The sequence below is a fragment of the Micromonospora palythoicola genome (genome assembly GCF_036689795.1).
Classification (GTDB): domain Bacteria; phylum Actinomycetota; class Actinomycetes; order Mycobacteriales; family Micromonosporaceae; genus Micromonospora; species Micromonospora palythoicola.
Genome location: NZ_JBAGKI010000070.1, coordinates 10985 through 28509 on the forward strand (window position 1 = coordinate 10985; position 17525 = coordinate 28509).

General features: G+C 68.8%; 14 protein-coding genes. 8 read left to right on the plus strand and 6 right to left on the minus strand.

What is annotated here, in order from left to right:
• The first annotated feature begins 143 nt into the window (after positions 1 to 143).
• Positions 144 to 2669 (plus strand): ATP-dependent Clp protease ATP-binding subunit, encoded by a 2526-nt coding sequence (locus V5O40_RS23550; RefSeq protein ID WP_332907494.1) that lies wholly within the window; start codon positions 144 to 146, stop codon positions 2667 to 2669.
• Between the two features lie 71 nt (positions 2670 to 2740).
• Here V5O40_RS23550 and V5O40_RS23555 read toward each other — a convergent pair whose 3' ends face one another.
• From V5O40_RS23555 to V5O40_RS23580, 6 genes are all read right to left on the minus strand, one after another.
• A complete protein-coding gene (locus V5O40_RS23555; protein ID WP_332907480.1) occupies positions 2741 to 3682 on the minus strand; it encodes a hypothetical protein in 942 nt (313 codons plus the stop codon).
• 184 nt (positions 3683 to 3866) lie between these two features.
• A complete protein-coding gene (locus V5O40_RS23560; protein ID WP_332907481.1) occupies positions 3867 to 4946 on the minus strand; it encodes a polyprenyl synthetase family protein in 1080 nt (359 codons plus the stop codon).
• 13 nt (positions 4947 to 4959) lie between these two features.
• Positions 4960 to 5841, minus strand: a complete 882-nt coding sequence (locus V5O40_RS23565) for an SAM-dependent methyltransferase (RefSeq protein WP_332907482.1) — start codon at positions 5839 to 5841, stop codon at positions 4960 to 4962.
• Positions 5842 to 5880: 39 nt separating this feature from the next.
• Positions 5881 to 6918 (minus strand): zinc-binding dehydrogenase, encoded by a 1038-nt coding sequence (locus tag V5O40_RS23570; RefSeq protein WP_332907483.1) that lies wholly within the window; start codon positions 6916 to 6918, stop codon positions 5881 to 5883.
• On the minus strand, positions 6918 to 8132 hold the full coding sequence (locus V5O40_RS23575) for an acetylornithine transaminase (protein WP_332907484.1): 1215 nt from the start codon (positions 8130 to 8132) through the stop codon (positions 6918 to 6920). Before V5O40_RS23575 ends, V5O40_RS23570 begins: the two co-directional genes overlap by 1 nt.
• A 234-nt stretch (positions 8133 to 8366) precedes the next feature.
• Positions 8367 to 9245 carry a bile acid:sodium symporter family protein gene (locus V5O40_RS23580; protein ID WP_332907485.1) on the minus strand — a complete coding sequence of 293 codons (879 nt, stop codon included), beginning with the start codon at positions 9243 to 9245 and terminating at the stop codon, positions 8367 to 8369.
• Between the two features lie 330 nt (positions 9246 to 9575).
• Here V5O40_RS23580 and V5O40_RS23585 point away from each other — a divergent pair, with 330 nt between their 5' ends.
• The 7 genes from V5O40_RS23585 to V5O40_RS23615 all read left to right on the plus strand — a co-directional run.
• Positions 9576 to 10625 (plus strand): polyprenyl synthetase family protein, encoded by a 1050-nt coding sequence (locus V5O40_RS23585; RefSeq protein WP_332907486.1) that lies wholly within the window; start codon positions 9576 to 9578, stop codon positions 10623 to 10625.
• Positions 10622 to 12190, plus strand: coding sequence for a prenyltransferase/squalene oxidase repeat-containing protein (locus tag V5O40_RS23590; protein WP_332907487.1), 1569 nt, complete (start codon positions 10622 to 10624; stop codon positions 12188 to 12190). Before V5O40_RS23585 ends, V5O40_RS23590 begins: the two co-directional genes overlap by 4 nt.
• Positions 12180 to 13127, plus strand: coding sequence for a terpene synthase family protein (locus V5O40_RS23595; RefSeq protein ID WP_332907488.1), 948 nt, complete (start codon positions 12180 to 12182; stop codon positions 13125 to 13127). Before V5O40_RS23590 ends, V5O40_RS23595 begins: the two co-directional genes overlap by 11 nt.
• Before the next feature lie 42 nt (positions 13128 to 13169).
• Complete coding sequence (locus V5O40_RS23600; RefSeq protein ID WP_332907489.1) at positions 13170 to 14537, plus strand: cytochrome P450; 1368 nt, start codon at positions 13170 to 13172, stop codon at positions 14535 to 14537.
• Positions 14534 to 14740, plus strand: a complete 207-nt coding sequence (locus V5O40_RS23605) for a ferredoxin (RefSeq protein WP_332907490.1) — start codon at positions 14534 to 14536, stop codon at positions 14738 to 14740. The genes V5O40_RS23600 and V5O40_RS23605 overlap by 4 nt, the downstream gene beginning before the upstream one ends.
• A gap of 19 nt (positions 14741 to 14759) precedes the next feature.
• Positions 14760 to 16550 (plus strand): 1-deoxy-D-xylulose-5-phosphate synthase, encoded by a 1791-nt coding sequence (locus tag V5O40_RS23610; RefSeq protein WP_332907491.1) that lies wholly within the window; start codon positions 14760 to 14762, stop codon positions 16548 to 16550.
• A gap of 10 nt (positions 16551 to 16560) precedes the next feature.
• Positions 16561 to 17525 (plus strand): 4-hydroxy-3-methylbut-2-enyl diphosphate reductase (locus V5O40_RS23615; RefSeq protein WP_332907492.1); only part of this gene is annotated, 965 nt, incomplete at its 3' end.

Sequence of the window (17525 nt, forward strand, 5' to 3'; positions counted from 1 at the left end):
AGACACACGAGGTCAGCCGAGTCGGCTCGCGGCGATAGAGTAATGAGGCGCGGACGCCCGTCCCGGGCGCTCGCGTATCCGGCCCCGCCGAGAGTCTTGACCACCAAGATCGAGTGCGCACGGCACGTGAGGAGCACGAGGGCATGTTCGAGCGGTTCACCGACCGAGCGCGACGGGTTGTCGTCCTGGCCCAGGAAGAGGCCCGGATGCTCAACCACAACTACATCGGTACGGAGCACATCCTGTTGGGCCTGATCCATGAGGGTGAGGGTGTGGCGGCCAAGGCTTTGGAGAGCCTTGGGATCTCTTTGGAGGGCGTCCGCCAGCAGGTGGAGGAGATCATCGGTCAGGGTCAGCAGGCGCCGAGCGGGCATATCCCGTTCACGCCGCGGGCCAAGAAGGTGTTGGAGCTGTCGCTGCGTGAGGCGTTGCAGCTGGGCCACAACTACATCGGCACGGAGCACATCCTGCTCGGCCTGATCCGTGAGGGCGAGGGCGTCGCCGCCCAGGTGCTGGTGAAGCTTGGCGCTGACCTGAACCGGGTCCGCCAGCAGGTCATCCAGCTGCTCTCCGGCTACCAGGGCAAGGAGCCGGCCGCCGCCGGTGCCGCTCCGGGTGAGGCCGCGCCGTCGACCAGCCTGGTGCTGGACCAGTTCGGCCGGAACCTGACCCAGGCTGCCCGGGAGGGCAAGCTCGACCCGGTGATCGGGCGGGAGAAGGAGATCGAGCGGGTCATGCAGGTGCTGTCCCGCCGGACGAAGAACAATCCGGTGCTGATCGGTGAGCCCGGCGTCGGTAAGACCGCCGTGGTGGAGGGCCTGTCCCAGAAGATCATCAAGGGTGAGGTGCCCGAGACGCTGAAGGACAAGCAGCTCTACACGCTCGACCTCGGCGCGCTGGTGGCCGGTTCCCGCTACCGCGGTGACTTCGAGGAGCGTCTGAAGAAGGTGCTCAAGGAGATCCGTACCCGGGGTGACATCATCCTGTTCATCGACGAGATCCACACCCTGGTGGGTGCGGGTGCGGCGGAGGGCGCGATCGACGCGGCGAGCATCCTCAAGCCGATGCTGGCCCGTGGCGAGCTGCAGACCATCGGTGCCACCACGCTCGACGAGTACCGCAAGCACCTGGAGAAGGACGCCGCGTTGGAGCGGCGCTTCCAGCCGATCCAGGTCGGTGAGCCGTCGCTGGCGCACACCATCGAGATCCTGAAGGGTCTGCGGGACCGTTACGAGGCGCACCACCGCGTGTCGATCACCGACGCGGCGCTGGTGGCCGCGGCGACGCTGGCCGACCGGTACATCTCGGATCGGTTCCTGCCGGACAAGGCGATCGACCTGATCGACGAGGCGGGTGCGCGGATGCGGATCCGTCGGATGACCGCGCCGCCGGATTTGCGTGACTTCGACGAGCGGATCGCGCAGGTGCGTCGGGACAAGGAGTCCGCGATCGACGCGCAGGATTTCGAGCGGGCCGCGCAGTTGCGGGACAAGGAGAAGCAGCTGCTGGGTCAGAAGGCGCAGCGGGAGAAGGAGTGGAAGGCCGGTGACCTGGACGTCGTCAGTGAGGTCGACGACGAGCAGATCGCCGAGGTGTTGGGCAACTGGACGGGTATTCCGGTCTACAAGTTGACCGAGGAGGAGACCTCCCGCCTGCTGCGCATGGAGGACGAGCTGCACAAGCGCGTCATCGGCCAGGAGGACGCGGTCAAGGCGGTGTCGAAGGCGATCCGGCGTACCCGGGCCGGCCTGAAGGACCCGAAGCGTCCGTCGGGTTCGTTCATCTTCGCCGGCCCGTCGGGTGTGGGTAAGACCGAGTTGTCCAAGGCGTTGGCGGAGTTCCTGTTCGGTAGCGAGGACGCGCTGATCCAGCTGGACATGTCGGAGTTCCACGACCGGTACACGGTGTCCCGGCTGGTGGGTGCCCCGCCCGGCTACGTCGGCTACGACGAGGGTGGGCAGCTGACCGAGAAGGTGCGGCGTCGGCCGTTCAGCGTGGTGCTGTTCGACGAGATCGAGAAGGCCCACCCGGACGTGTTCAACACGCTGCTGCAGATCCTGGAGGACGGTCGGCTCACCGATGGTCAGGGTCGGATCGTGGACTTCAAGAACACGGTCATCATCCTGACCACCAACCTGGGCACCCGGGACGTCGCGAAGGCGGTCTCCCTGGGCTTCCAGGCCTCCGAGGACTCCGAGTCCAACTACGACCGGATGAAGCAGAAGGTCAACGACGAACTCAAGCAGCACTTCCGGCCCGAGTTCCTCAACCGCATCGACGACACCATCGTGTTCCACCAGCTGCGTCAGACCGAGATCCTGTCGATCGTCGACATCATGATCTCCCGCATCGAGACCCAGCTGCGCAACAAGGACATGGGCCTGGAGCTGACCGACAACGCCAAGAAGTACCTCGCGGCGAAGGGCTTCGACCCGGTCCTCGGAGCACGTCCGCTGCGTCGCACCATCCAACGCGACATCGAGGACAACCTGTCCGAGCGGATCCTGTTCAACGAACTGACCCCAGGTCAGATCGTGTTGGTGGACTGCGAAGGCGACCCGAACGACATCGACAAGTCCAAACTCGTCTTCAAGGGCTCCGACCGCCCGGTGGAGGTGCCCGACGCCGTACCGGCCGAGCTGACCGTCGAAAACGGCAACGCCGCCTGACCAGTGACGCCGTAGGGGGCCGACCCAAACGGGTCGGCCCCCTACCGCACGGCCTGGAAAATGCGGCCTGATCAGCGCGCGAACAACTCCTGATCGGCGAGCACGACCAGTTCGTCGGAACGCGCCGACAACGACGTCTTCGTCTCGTCGACCCAGACGTCGTAGCCCACCGGCGGACCTGACGGTCCCCACAGAGCACCCACGATAGTGGCCGTCCGCCCTTGGTGGAGGTCACGGAGCAGGCGGACTCGGGTGCCCGGGGCGTGACCGTCGTCGGCGACGATGAGCAGAGCGTCCAGGATCTGCCGGACACCCAGGATGGGCAGCCCGTCCACGTACGGCTCCCCCGCGTAGCCCTCGCGCGGGGTCACCATGGTGCGGAGAAGCGCGGCATGCCGGATCGCCTCTCGGCGGATCTGCCAGTCGGTGCTGTGCTCGGCGGCGGCCAGCGCCTTCTCGATCGCCGGCCACAGCACGGCCGGCTCCCGGTCGAGCAGCCGGCGGGCTTCGCGGTCCAACTCGGCACAGGCCATATCGAGCGCGGTCTCCTCCCCCATCTCCGAGGTCCAGGCCAGGTCACCCACCTCGGGCAGCAGCCCCGGCGACTCGGCCGCGACGACGATGTACAGCATGGCGAGCAGTTCTTGGCGTCCTTCACCGTGGTAGAGCGGGCCCACCCCGGTCCCCTTCGGCCCCCGGGTGGGCGGAAAACGCTCGACGAGGTGTTGGGCCCGACCGTCGGGGAGCATTCCGGCCCGCCGGGTATCCGCGACCCGCTCTTCGAAGGACCGCCGTTCGCGGCGTTCGATTAGTAGTTGGCGGTGTGAGTCGAAGCCGGTCGGATAGATCGTGCGCCCATAGCTGGAGAGAGTCTCGCCGGGCTGGAGACCGACCGCCTCGAGCTGCCGGGCAGCCACCGAGTAGGCGACTCCGGTCCGGGCGGCCTGTTCCCGGATCGCCCGCTTGCGGGCGCGGCCCGGGCGTGGCATGCTCCGCGGGTTCTGATCAGACATGGCGCCTCCGGTGCAGTCCCACGCCCTTCACCAGACGGTCGGCGTGGCAGGCACGCCGGAATCTCGACGCAACCGCGCGGAGTCGGAGACTCTTGGCCCCACGACGCAATCAGGCGTGGGCTGTCACGTCGGGCACAGGCAGGCGCTCTGCCTTCCGCCATGATATCGCAATGACACCACCATTTCAGACGACGCGGGCGGATGCCCGGGCATCTCCTGCCAAGGGCCTCACGTGGTGGCCGGCCACGAGACGGAAAAGCGCGATCAGCCGGTCTCGTTCGATCTCCGGCACGTCCGCCTCACCGAGCTTGCCGAGAGCCATTTCCAGGTACCGCCCGGACAACACCTCGGCCTGCTCACGGCCACCTGCGCGTTCGATCAGATCCGCCTGCGCCTGCACCTGATCGCCTGTCGGCTCGGGTTGATCGAGCAATGCCGCCAGTTCGGCGGCTGCGGCGTTGTCAGCCCGTAATGCCAGGATGACCGGGATAGTCTTCTTCGCACGACCTAAATCGCTTCGGGCCGGTTTTCCGGTCAGCGCCGGGTCTCCCCAAATGTCCTCCACATCGTTGGCGATCTGCCAGGACAGTCCGAGGTGTCGGCCCGCCTCGCGCAGAGCGTCCACCGTCGTCGTCCGAGCCCCACCGAGGACTGCGCCGATCGCCGTCGCGGTCTCCAGCAACGCCGTCGTCTTGGCGCACGCCCGCAGGTAGTGCGAGACGTCCACCTCCCGGACGGGCACCTGCTCCAAGGCGAGGTCCGCCGCCTGCCCGTCGATCATCTGATGGAGCGCCACCAGCAGCAGATCCGCCGAGTCCAGGCCCGGGCGGGAGTTCATCGACCGGAGGGTCCGGAAGGCGGTCGCGATGAGCGCGTCACCGGCAAGGGTAGCCATGCCGGTGCCGTACACCACCCAGGCCGCCGGCCGCCCTCGGCGGAGTGCGTCGGCATCCATGATGTCGTCGTGCAGCAGTGAGAAGTTGTGGATCATCTCCACCGCCACGGCACCCGGGACCGCCGTGGTCGGCTCGGCGCTTACCGCGCCCGCCGACATCAGGGTCAGCGTGGCGCGGAGCAGCTTGCCGGCACCGTCCCCGGTCGGGGCGCCGTCGGCATCCGACCATCCGAAGTGGTAGCCGCACAGTCGGGCCAGGTCTGGATGCAACCCGTCGACGACGTCGCGCAGCATGCACTCGACCGAGTGGCGAGCCGCGTCGAGTCGCGCGTCCTCGCTGACGAAACGACTCTGCTGGGCCAAACTCATCGGGAACCTCCGGTCAGTCTTCGGTGGGTCCGACGACCCGCTCGGCGGCGATGACCAGATAGTTGAGGGAGTTCGTCCGGTATCCGGCGAGGAAGGGCGCCTCGACACCGGTTTTGAGCGCGCTGTTCTCGCGCAACTCCCAGTACGGGATCGCCTCGGAGGTGAGGTCCAGAACCCGGGAGGGCACGAGCCCGTTGTCCGACAGCGCCTTGAGGTAGGCACTTCGCTTGTGGATGTGACAGACGTAGTGCTCGTCGATGGCGGCGACCTCGTCCGACTTGTCAGCCACCGCGTCGTTCTGGCACCACGTCACCAGGACGTACCGCCCACCCGGGCGCAGCAGCCGGGAGAACTCGGCGAACGCCTCGTTCAGATCGACGTACATGGTCGTCTCGTTGCTGACGACGGCGTCGAAGGATCCGCTCTCGAAGGGCGTCTTGGCCATATTGGCGTAGTGAAAGTTGACCTTGTCGGCGCACTTGCGCTGCTCGGCGAGCCGCTCGGCGAACTCGATGTGGTGGGTGCAGAAGTTGACCCCGTCGACCCTGCAGCCGTACCGCTCGTGCACCATGAAGCTGGTTCCGCCGCGGCCGGAGCCGGCGTCCATCACCCGGGCGTTCGGCGGCAGACCGTCGAGGGCGTCCAGGATTAGCTCGACCTGCTCATTCTCCATTCGGTGCATCTCCCGCAGGATCAGCCGCTCGCGCTCGACCGGCGGCGCCTGCAACAGCTTCCGATTGAAGTCACCCACCGCGTAGTGGTGGTGGTACAGGCCGTCCATCGCTCCCAGCAGGAGATTGATCGGGTCGCTCTGCTTCTCCTCCCAGTGGTCGTTCAGGTCCTGCTCGTAGTGATTGCGGACGACCCCGTCCTTGGTGTCGAAATCGATCGACATGGAAGTCTCCTCGTTTCTGGGCATTCCGGTCCGTCTGCTTCAGATGCGGATGAGCGTCTTGAGGGCGCGGCGTTCATCCATAGCCGCATAGCCGCCGGGCACGTCGGTGAGCCCGACGGTGAGATCGAAGATCGGAGCCGGGTCGAGCACTCCGGACAGCACGTCGGGCAGCAGGTGCGGGATATAGGTGCGGGCTGGGGTGATGCCCCCGGCCAAGGTGAGGTTGCGGTCGAACATCGCCCGCAGGTCGATGCCGTCCTGACTGCCGTGTGGCACACCGACGAAACCGATCCGACCGCCCGGGGCCGCTACCGCTGTCGCGGCCGCCATGGCGTCGGCGGTGCCAACTGCCTCGACGACGCTGGCAAAACCCTTCCCTTCGGTCAACTCGAAGGCGTGCGCGGTCACCGAGCCAGCGTCCGAGAGGACCACGATGTCCGCGCCGAACCGGCGGGCGATCGCGGCCCGGCTACGGTGGTGACCGAAAACGGCGACCCTGGCCGCGCCGAGCCGCCGGGCCGCCAGCACCGCACAAAGACCGACCGCCCCGTCACCGACGACGGCCACGTCGGAGCCGGGTTCCACGCCGGCGCCACGGGCCCCGTGATGCCCGGTGCACATGACGTCGGAGAGGGCCAGCACGGCCGGCATCCGGTCCTCGTCGACGTCGGCGGGCAGCGTCACCAGGGTGGCCTCGGCGTACGGCACGGTCACCGCCTCGCCCTGGGCACCGTCGGCACCCGGATCACCCCAGAAACCCTTGGCCGGACATGAGGTCGGCAGACCGGCGACGCAGTAGGCGCAGGTTCCTTCGGACCATACGAACGGGGCGACCACACGGTCTCCCCGCCGTAGGGAGCGCACATCCGCGCCGACGTCCTCCACCACCCCGACGAACTCGTGACCGATCCGCTGGCCCGGCTGACGCGGGACCCGACCGCGGTACGCCCACAGGTCGCTACCACAGACGCAGGAGTGGGTGACCCGGACGACAGCATCGGTCGGGTACCGGATCGCGGCGTCGGGCACCTGCTCGACCCGGATGTCCTTCGGCCCGTGGATGGTCACCGCGCGCATCAGCCCACCTCCGCGTCGAGCGCCGTGGTGAGAATTCCCGGCAGCGCGTCCAGAAAGGCGCGCGCCTCCTCGACGGCGAGGATCAGCGGAGGCGACAGCCGCACCACGTCCGGCTGGACGGCGTTGATCAGGAAACCGGCATGTCGGGCCGCCTCCTCCACCTGGGTGCCGTACGGCCTCGCAAGCACGATGCCCAGCCAGAGACCGCGACCGCGGACGCCCCGCAGCAGGGGATGGTCGGTCCGTGCGATCCCGTCACGCAGCGTCCCGCCGACCGTCCTCGCGTTCGTCAGCAGATCGTCGCGTTCGATGACCTCGAGCACGGCCAGCGCGGCGGCGCAGGCGACGGGGTTGGCGCCGAAGGTCGAGCCATGGTCGCCCTTCGCAAACACCGAACCGAACCTGCCGAACCCCACACAGGCTGCGATCGGAAGTCCCCCGCCGAGCCCCTTGGCGAGGGTCACCACGTCCGGGCGGACGCCGACGGCGAGGTGGTGGAACCATTCCCCGGTCCGGCCGATCCCGCTCTGCACCTCATCGAGGACCAGGACGGCACCCGTCTCGTCACACCGGTCGCGGGCCGCGCGCAGATAGTCCGGGGACGGTTCGACGATCCCGGCCTCACCCTGGATGGGTTCCAGAAACACCCCCGCGCACTCCGGAGTCACCGCCTGGACCAGGGCCTCGGTGTCGCCGTAGGTCACGAAACGCACGTCGATGCCGAACGGGGCGAACGCGTCGCGGATCGCGGGCTTGCCGGCCAGGGCGAGTGACCCCATCGAGCGGCCGTGAAAGCTCTGCCACGCCGCGACGACATGGGACCGGCCGGTGCCGGCGTGGCGGCGGACCAGCTTCAGCGCCGCCTCATTCGCCTCGGTGCCCGAATTGGCGAAGAAGACCCGGCCGTCGCCGCCGAGCAGCTCGATCAGACGCTCGGCCAGCAGCACCTCGGGTTCGTGCAGGTACAGGTTGGAGATGTGGGCGAGGCGACCGACCTGGCGGCATACCGCCTCGACCAGCGCCGGGTGGGCGTGCCCGAGCGCCGAGACCGCGATGCCGGCGATCAGGTCCAGGTAGTCACGGCCCTCGGTGTCCCACACCCGGCTGCCGCTGCCATGGGAAATGACCAGGGGCGGGGTGCCGTAGTTCGGCATCAACGCATCTTCGAATCGACGCCGAAGTCCAGATTCGGCAGACAATACGTCGGAAGCCATCAGCAAAATGCCTTCTCTCTATCGAAGGAGAACCCACGCGCAATCACGCAAGATTAGCGAGGTAATCGCTTCCGCTCGCCCTCGGACGGCTGGGCCCCGAGGAACATGTGAACACACCCAAACAATGGGCCGCAACCCTCCACCGCCGATTACCCGCCAACGATGCACACCAACGTCGTCGGAACATTCCTCCTTCGCGACTCGGGCATGCACATCTGTTGCACGCCGAGCCGCTCATACCGCCACGCGCTGACGTCGGCGAGTCAGCAACAGAACAGCCAACGCCGCACAGGGCACCGTGACCACCGCGTAGACGACGGCCGGGATCGCGATCTCAGGGTCACCGAGCATGCCGGGATCGAGGGCGATGGTCACGGCGAGCGCGCTGTTGTGGATGCCGACGTCCATGCCGACCGCGATGGCGCGCGGGCCCGCGACGCCGCACAGGCGTGGAATGGCGTACCCGAGGGCCAGGCTGGACAGACAGAACAGGACGGCGGCAGACCCCACCCGGCCGAGCGAGGCGACGATCTTCGCCCCCTCGCGCAGCACGGTGGCGACGGCGATCAGCGCCAGGAACGCCACCGACAACGCCCGGATCAGCGGTTCGAGCCGACGCGCGAGCGCGGCGTCGCGGGCCCGGACGACCATGCCCAGCGCGACCGGAGCCAGGATGACCAGCACCAGACGGACGATCTCCGCGAAACCGAGGCCGGCAGTACCGGCCTCCGCCGGCAGGAAGTACGCCAAGGCGAGGTTGACGACCACCGGCAGCGTTATCACGGACAGCACGGTGTTCACGGCCGTCATCGTGATGTTGAGCGCGACGTCGCCACGGGCCAGGTGACTGAAGAGACTCGCCGTGGTGCCGCCGGGCGAGGCCGCGAGCAGCAGCATGCCGACCGCCAGTTCGGGCGGCAGCCGGAGTGCGACGACCAGGCCGAGGCAGAGCACCGGCAGGACCAGCAACTGGCAGGCCAGCCCGCAGATCAGGGCGCGTGGGTGGCGCAACGCGGCGCCGAACTCCGCGAGGGTGAGGGTCGTACCGAGACCGAACATCAGCACGGCGATGACGAGGGGCAGCAGCAGCCCGGCGAGCGGTGGCAGGGTCAAGACGACAACCTCCGGAATTGTGGTGTCATACTCCGACCACCGCACATTGACGCATGGCCAAGTCGTTGAAAAGGCCTACGATCGCACCACCGGCATCAACATTCGCGACTCCGCTGTTGACATCGGCGGCCTTGCCGGCCCGAAAGCGCCACCGGTAGCGTCGACAGCGCCGAGGAGCGTGGAACGGTCGATCAGTGACGGTGCCGCGGCAGCGGCCGTCCTCGTTTATCCGACGGTCGCGAAATACACGGCGCGGGCCGCAAACTGTTCTGGAAGGAATTCGTTGAGCCCATGGTGACAATTGAGGCCGGAGTCGGCCCGCATTCCCGCATGCTCCACACCGAACTGCGTGGCGCGGTCGACGACGCGCTGGACGCCTTCTTCACCGAGAAGAAAGCGGGGCTCTCGACGAACACCGCCATGGACGGGGTGGTCGAGGCGTTGCGCGCCTACGTCCTGGCCGGCGGCAAGCGCCTGCGGCCGTTGCTCTGCCTCTGCGGTTGGCAGGCGGCAGGAGGCTCGCCGCGGGATCCAGCGGCGGTGACCGCCGCCGCCTCCCTCGAACTCTTCCACGCCTTCGCATTGATCCACGACGACATCGTCGACAACGCGGCGGTACGTCGCGGCCACCCGAGCCTGCACGTCGCGCTGGCGTTCCTGGGCCGCAGCGACCACCAGGCCCGTAACGAGCGCTTCGGGCGGGACAGCGGCATCCTGGTCGGCGACCTGGCCATGGTCTGGTCCGACGAGATGCTGCACGGCAGCGGCATGACACCGGCGCAGTTGCAGGCCGTCCGGCCGCTGCTCGACCAGATGCGCACCGAGCTGATGTTCGGCCAGTACCACGACCTGCTCAGCAGCGACACCTCGCCGGACGTCGGAACCGCCCTCACCATCGCGAGCTACAAGAGTGGCCGGTACACCGTGCAGCGACCGTTGCAGATCGGCGCCGCGCTGGCCGGTGCCGACGAGTCGCTGCTCGACGCCTGCACCGCCTTCGCGCTGCCTATCGGGGAGGCCTTCCAACTCCGGGACGACCTCCTCGGCATCTTCGGCGACGCGCGGCACACCGGTAAGTCCACGCTGGACGACCTGCGTGAGGGCAAGGGAACGGTGCTGATGGCCATCGCACTGCGGGACGCCGATCCGGCCCAACGGACCACGCTCTCGACCCTCGTCGGCAACCCGGCCCTCGATGAGGCCGGCGCGGCGGAGGCCCGCGACATCATCGTGGCCACCGGCGCCGCGACCGCGGTCGAGCAGATGATCGAGGAACGGCTACGCCGAGGGCTCGCGGTCCTCGACGAAGCCGCCTTCCACCCCGAAGCCAGGGACGCCCTGCGCGACCTTGCACTCGCCGCCACGGTGAGGGCGGCATGAGCGCCGCGCCGCTCGCCACGACCACTGCGGCGGACCTGCTACTGCACGAGGCCGCCGCGGACGACTGGGCTCTGATCAGCCCGTCGGTGTACGAGTGCGGCCGGATCGTTTCGGACGCGCCCTGGCTGGACGGCCATCCGGCCCGCCTCCGGTTCCTCCTGGCCGAGCAGGCCACCGACGGCGGCTGGGGCCTGGCGGGGTTCCGTCTGGTGACCAGCCTGAGCGCCACCGAGGCGCTGCTCACGGCATGCGATCGTGGCCTGCCTCAGGACCGGTCGATGCCCCTTGGTCAGCTGGCCAGGGCCGCCGCAGCCGGGGCACGAGCGTTACGCGGCTGGCTCGACGAGCCCGAGGTCCCGTTGCCGGATCTGGTCGCCATCGAGGTGCTCGTGCCATGGCTGATCGATCTGATCAACGATCATCTGCGCCGATTCGAGGCGGCTGGCCATCCGATCCTGGGATCGGTGGCGCGCGGCGGTCCGCTCGCGACGCCACCGGGCACAGCGCCGGAGATCCTGCGTCGACTGCGCGGCGCGACGGCGGCCGGCCACCCCGTACCGCCGAAGCTCTGGCACAGCTGGGAGATCATCGGATCGGACCGACCGGCCGACCCGGCCGTGACGCCGGTGTCCGGCAGCGTCGGATGTTCCCCGGCCGCGACTGCCGCCTGGCTGCGGGAGCGGCCGAACCCGGACCACCCGTCGTTGCGCTACCTGGACGCCGTGCAGACTCGGGCCGACGGCCTCTTCCCCGTCGGTGCCCCGATGCCGCACTTCGAACGGTCCTGGATCATCAACCTGTTCCAGGTGCACCGGGTGCCGTGCCGGGTGCCGCAGGCGGTACTCGACGCCCTCGAGATCGCCCTCGGCGAAGACGGCGCGGCCGCCGGCGACGGTCTGCCGGTGGACGCCGACGACACGGCCTCGGTCCTGTGGGCGCTTGACGCACACGGCCGCTCCCCCGACATGAACAGCCTGTTGCGCTACTACGACGGCACCCGGTTCTACACCTATCCCGATGAGCGCACGCCCTCGCCCACGGCGAATGGGCACGCGCTGGAGGCGCTGGGGCACCGGCTCCACCGGCGCCCGGACGAAGCTGACCGGTACGCCATTCCGGCCCGCGTGACTCGGGACTGGCTCATCGACACCCAGGCGGCCGACGGAAGCTGGTCGGACAAATGGCACGGCTCGCCGTACTACGCCACGGCGACCTGCGCGAACGCCCTCGCCAGCTACGGCGGCGCGGAGGCACGGCCGGCCGTGGAACGGGCCGTCGACTGGATCCTGGGCACCCGGCAGGGCGACCGCTGGGGGCACGGCTCCGGGACCGCGGAGGAGACGGCGTACGCGGCCTGGATCTTGAGTCTCAGCACCCGCGACGATTGGCGGGCCGAGATCCGGGCCGGGATGGCCGCGGCCCGCGCGACGCTGGCCCGGGCGGAGATAACCCCGAGTACCCCGGCGCTCTGGATCGGAAAGGACATCTACACCCCGGTCAGGATCGTGCGGGCCACCTGCCTCGCGGTCCTGCACCGCCTCGACGGGAGCGCCCATGGAGACTGAGACGCTGCTCGTGCCCTGTCCCTTCCCCGACCGGTCGCATCCCGCTGGAGCGGCCGCCGCGGGTTACGTCCGACAGGTCGCCTCCGAGATCGGCCTGGTCGGCCCCTCCAGTGCCAAGGTGTTGAACGGCATCGCGCTCGGTGAGGCCGCCGCCCTCACCTTCCCGGACACCGACCAGGAGCGGCTGCAGGTGGCCACGCTCTGGATCGCCTTCCTGGTGTTGTTCGACGACGCCTGGAGCGACCTGGTGGATTTCGACGGCGACTGGCGCAGCCGGGTGCGTGCGCAGCACGACTCCATCAGGGAGGTGCTGGGCGGCCAAGCCGCCGGACCGACCGACGGCCCACTCGTCCGGCTGCTCGCCCGCATCCTCGACGACATCGCGCACATCGACCCGGAATTCGACACCACCCGCCTGCGGCAGGAGATCCGCAACTACCTGGCCGCGACGCTGTGGGAACTGGACCTACGCAGCCGCGGGCGCATCCCTGACCTGTCGTCCTACCTGCTGATGCGTCGGGTGTTCAGCACCATGAGCGTGCAGGTGGAGCTGGACTACTTCGTCGACCGGCTCACGCTGCCCGAGGCCGTCCGGCTGCACCCGTGCGTACGCCTGGTCGACGCGGCGGTCGCCGACTACGGCTGCATCGCCAACGACCTCTACTCCCTCGACGCGGAACGCCGGGACGGGATCAGCTCGAACATCGTCATCGTCCTGGAGCACGAGTACGGCTGGCCGGAGCACCAGGCCTTCGCGTACGCGCGGCGCCTCGCCGAGCAGGCCCTGGCGACCTTCCAGCACATCCGCGCCGATCCGGGCAATTTCGGTCTGCCCGATGACGAGGCCGTCCGCCGCTACTTCCACCACTACGAATCGTTCATGTCGGCCGCCGTCCGCTGGCCGGCGCGCTCGGCGCGTTACCGCAGCCAGAGCTGACCAGCCACCGGTGCCGGTGGTCACTGCGAAAGGCAGGTACCCGTGTCCATCACCACGCATGCTTCCCGACGGGAGGCCCAGCCTCCCCGCGTCCCGGCCGGGTTGCCCCTCTTCGGTCACGGCCTACAGCTGCTCCGGCGGCGACTGGACTTCCTGCAGGAGGCCCGCCGCTACGGCCCGGTGGTCCGGGTCGGCCTCGGTCCGTCGACCGCATACCTCGTCAACGACCACACGCTCCTGCAGCAGATGCTCGTGAACGACGCCGCACTGTTCCCGCGCGGCATCCACTTCCGCAAGGCGCGGGCGGTCGCCGGCGACGGCATCATCACTGCGGAGGGCCCGGCGCACCGTCGGCAGCGCCGTCTGGTGCTGCCGGCCTTCAGCCGCAAACGCGTCCACGGATACAGCGACGTGATGCGCCGGATCGCCATGGAGCGGATCTCGTCCTGGCCGGAGGACCGGCCGATCGAGTTGAAGCCGGAGTTCGTCTCGTTGGCCACGACGGTCGGCACCCGGGCCCTCTTCTCCACGGACCTGGGGGCCGCCGCGGTCTCGGTCATCGAACGGGCGCTGCCGGTGCTGACCCGCGGAGTCAGCCTCCGGGCCATGGACCCGACCGGACTCATCGAGCACCTACCGCTGCCCACCAACCGCCGGTTCGGCGCGACCATGCGTGAGCTGCACGGCGTGATCGATGGAATCATCGACTCCTACCGGCGGACCGAGCAGCACGGCGACGACCTGCTGTCGATGCTGATGCTCGCCACCGACGAGCATGACGGGAAGGGAATGACCGACCGTCAGTTGCGCGACGAGGTCATCAGCATCCTGCTCTCCTCGGCCGAGACGACGGCGCTGACCATGAGCTGGGCCTGCCACGAGTTGGGCCGGCACCCCGAGGTGTTCCGATCTCTGCGGGCGGAGGTCGACCGCGTCCTGCCGGACGGTGAGCCACCGCGGCACGAGCAGCTGCCGGAGCTGGAGCTGACCCGACGGGTGGTGAAGGAGACGCTGCGGCTCTACCCGCCGACCTACTTCCTGTCCCGGACCGCCGTGAAGGACGTCCGCCTCGGCGAACATCTGATCCCGGGCGGCAGCACGGTGCTCTACTCCTTCTATTCGCAGCACCGCGATCCCCGGCTGTTCCGGGATCCCCACACCTTCGATCCGGACCGGTGGCTTCCCGAGCGGAGCGCAGACGTCACGCCGGAGGCGTACATGCCGTTCGGCGAGGGCGCACACCGGTGCGTCGGAGAGGGCTTCGCCTGGGCGGAGGCGATGACGTCGCTGGCCATCATCGCCCTGCACCGCGACCTGCGTCCGGTGAACGGCGACGGGGTCCGACCCACGGGCACGGTCACGCTGATGCCTCGCGGTCTGTCGATGATCCTGCCGAGGCGGGCGGCATGAGCGCCGGCCGTGAGGTGGCGGTGGACCGGGACGTCTGCGTCGGTGCCGGACAGTGCGTCATGCATGCGCCGGAGGTGTTCGACCAGGACTTGAACGGAGTCGTGACCCTGCGCACCACCGACGCCGGGGCCGACGTCTGGCAGTACGTCCTGGAGGCCGCCGATCGGTGCCCGGTGAAGGCCATCACCGTGCCGGGCGCATGAGCCAGGAAGGGGTGATCCCGTGCTGACAGAAGTCCACACGCCGCACGACCTCAAGAAGCTGAACCGGGCGGAACTTGCCACGTTGAGTGCGGAAATCCGGGCGTTCCTGGTGGCGTCGGTGTCCCGGACCGGTGGGCACCTGGGGCCGAACCTCGGGGTGGTCGAGCTGACGATCGCGCTGCACCGGGTCTTCGACTCCCCGCACGACTCCATCCTCTGGGACACCGGGCACCAGGCGTACGTGCACAAGCTGCTCACCGGGCGACACGACTTCTCCCGGTTACGACAGAGCGGCGGCCTGTCCGGATACCCGAGCCGCGCGGAGTCCGACCACGACCTGATCGAGAACTCGCACGCCTCGACGGCGCTGTCGTACGCCGACGGCATCGCGCGGGCACGGCAGATCCTCGGCGTCCGGGATCGGAGCGTCGTCGCCGTGGTGGGCGACGGTGCCCTGACCGGCGGAATGGCCTGGGAGGCGCTCAACAACATCGCGAGTGCCACCGACCGTCCGGTCATCATCGTCCTCAACGACAACGGCAGGTCCTACGCGCCTACCGTCGGTGGCCTCGCCCGCCACCTGTCCAGCCTGCGCGACCACCGGGATCCCGGTGCCGGGCAGTCGCCGACCCACCGGAGTTTGTTCGCGCAGCTCGGCCTGCACTACATCGGTCCGGTGGACGGCCATGACACGGCCGCCGTGGAGGACGCGCTGACCGCGGCGAGGTCACTCAAGGCACCAGTCGTCGTGCACTGTGTGACCCGTAAGGGCTGCGGTTACCCGCTGGCGGAGAGCGACGACCGGGACTGCTTCCACGGCATCGGTGTGATCGACTCCGTGACCGGACAACTGATCGCGAACGCCACGGCACCCAGCTGGACCTCGATCTTCGGTGACGAGCTCGTCCAGATCGGTGCCGAGCGCCCCGACCTGGTAGCGATCACGGCCGCCATGTTGCAGCCGGTCGGGTTGCAGCCGTTCGCGGAGAAGTTCCCGGACCGGGTCATCGACGTAGGAATCGCCGAACAGCACGCTGCCACCTGCGCCGCAGGCTTGGCGGCGGAGGGCCTGCATCCGATCGTCGCCGTCTACGCCACATTCCTGAACCGAGCCTTCGACCAGGTGCTGATGGATGTGGCTCTGCATCGCGCAGGCGTGACGTTCGTGCTCGACCGGGCGGGCATCACCGGCGACGACGGCCCCAGCCACAACGGCATGTGGGACATGTCGGTACTGCACGTCGTGCCCGGGCTGCGAATCGCCGCTCCCCGCGACGGGGCCAGGCTGCGGACGCTGCTCCGAGAGGCAGTAGCCATCGCTGACGTCCCGACGGTCGTCCGCTTCCCGAAGGGGAGCGCAGCCGCCGACATCGAGGCCGTTGAGCAATTTGACGGCGTCGACGTGATCGGCCGCTTCGGATCCGGACCGGACCTGCTGTTGATCGCGGTCGGGGTGATGGCCGGCACCTGCCTGGACGCCGCCCGCCAGTTGGCGGAGCACGGCATTGGGGTGACGGTCGTCGATCCCCGCTGGGTCCGGCCGGTCAATCCCGCCCTGCTCGAGCTCACCCGCCAGCACCGGATGGTCGCCACCGTGGAGGACAACGTCAAGGTCGGCGGGGTCGGGGCCGCGTTCGCACAGGCCGCGGTCGACAACCGGATCGACACACCATGCCTGACGTTCGGCATTCCTTCGGACTTCCTGGCGGTGGCGTCGCGCTCGCAGCTGTTGGCCGAGGTCGGGCTGACCGCCGGGGCGCTGGCCACCGAACTTCGCCGCCTGGTCACCGACTCGCTGACGACGCAGTAAAGGGGCGCAGATGGACATCGGAGAGAAGAAGGTTCTGCTGGCCAATCCCCGGGGTTACTGCGCGGGCGTCGAACGCGCCGTGCAGACCGTGGAGAAGGCGCTCGAGCTGTACGGACCGCCGATCTACGTGCGCAAGGAGATCGTCCACAACCGACATGTCGTGCAGGCGCTGACGGCGAAGGGGGTCCGCTTCGTCGAGGAGAACGATGAGGTTCCTGAGGGAGCGACGGTGATCTTCTCCGCGCACGGGGTCGCCCCGGATGTGCACACCTCCGCCGCCGCCCGCTCGCTGCGGGTCATCGACGCCACGTGCCCGCTGGTGACGAAGGTGCACAACGAGGTGCGCCGGTTCGCCGCCGAGGGATACGACATCCTGCTCATCGGTCACCAGGGGCATGAGGAGGTCCTCGGTACGGCGGGCGAGGCGCCCGCGCAGATCCAGGTGGTCGACACCCCGGAGGACGTCGACTCCGTGACGGTACGCGACCCGCAACGGGTGGTCTGGCTCTCCCAGACCACCCTGTCGGTCGACGAGACACAGCAGACCGTCCGCCGGCTCCGTGCCCGCTTCCCCGCTTTGCAGTCGCCGCCCAGCGACGACATCTGCTACGCCACCCAGAACCGCCAGGAGGCTGTGAAGGCGATGGCACCTGCGTGTGACGTGATCATCGTGGTCGGCTCGACGAACTCGTCGAACTCGCAGCGCCTCCGCGAGGTCGCGTTGGAGGCGGGCGCGAATGCGGCGTACCTTGTCGACTTCGCGCACGAGATCGCCGAGGAGTGGCTGGACGGGGCGCGTACGGTAGGGCTCACCGCCGGCGCGTCGGTGCCGAACGAGCTGGTGGAGGATGCGCTCGAGTGGCTTCGCGAGCGGGGCTTCACCACCGTCGAGCACGTCACCACCGCCGTGGAGAACATCGTCTTCGCCCTGCCGCAGGAGCTGCGCGCCGCGCTGCGTCCCGCTTCCGAACGGGA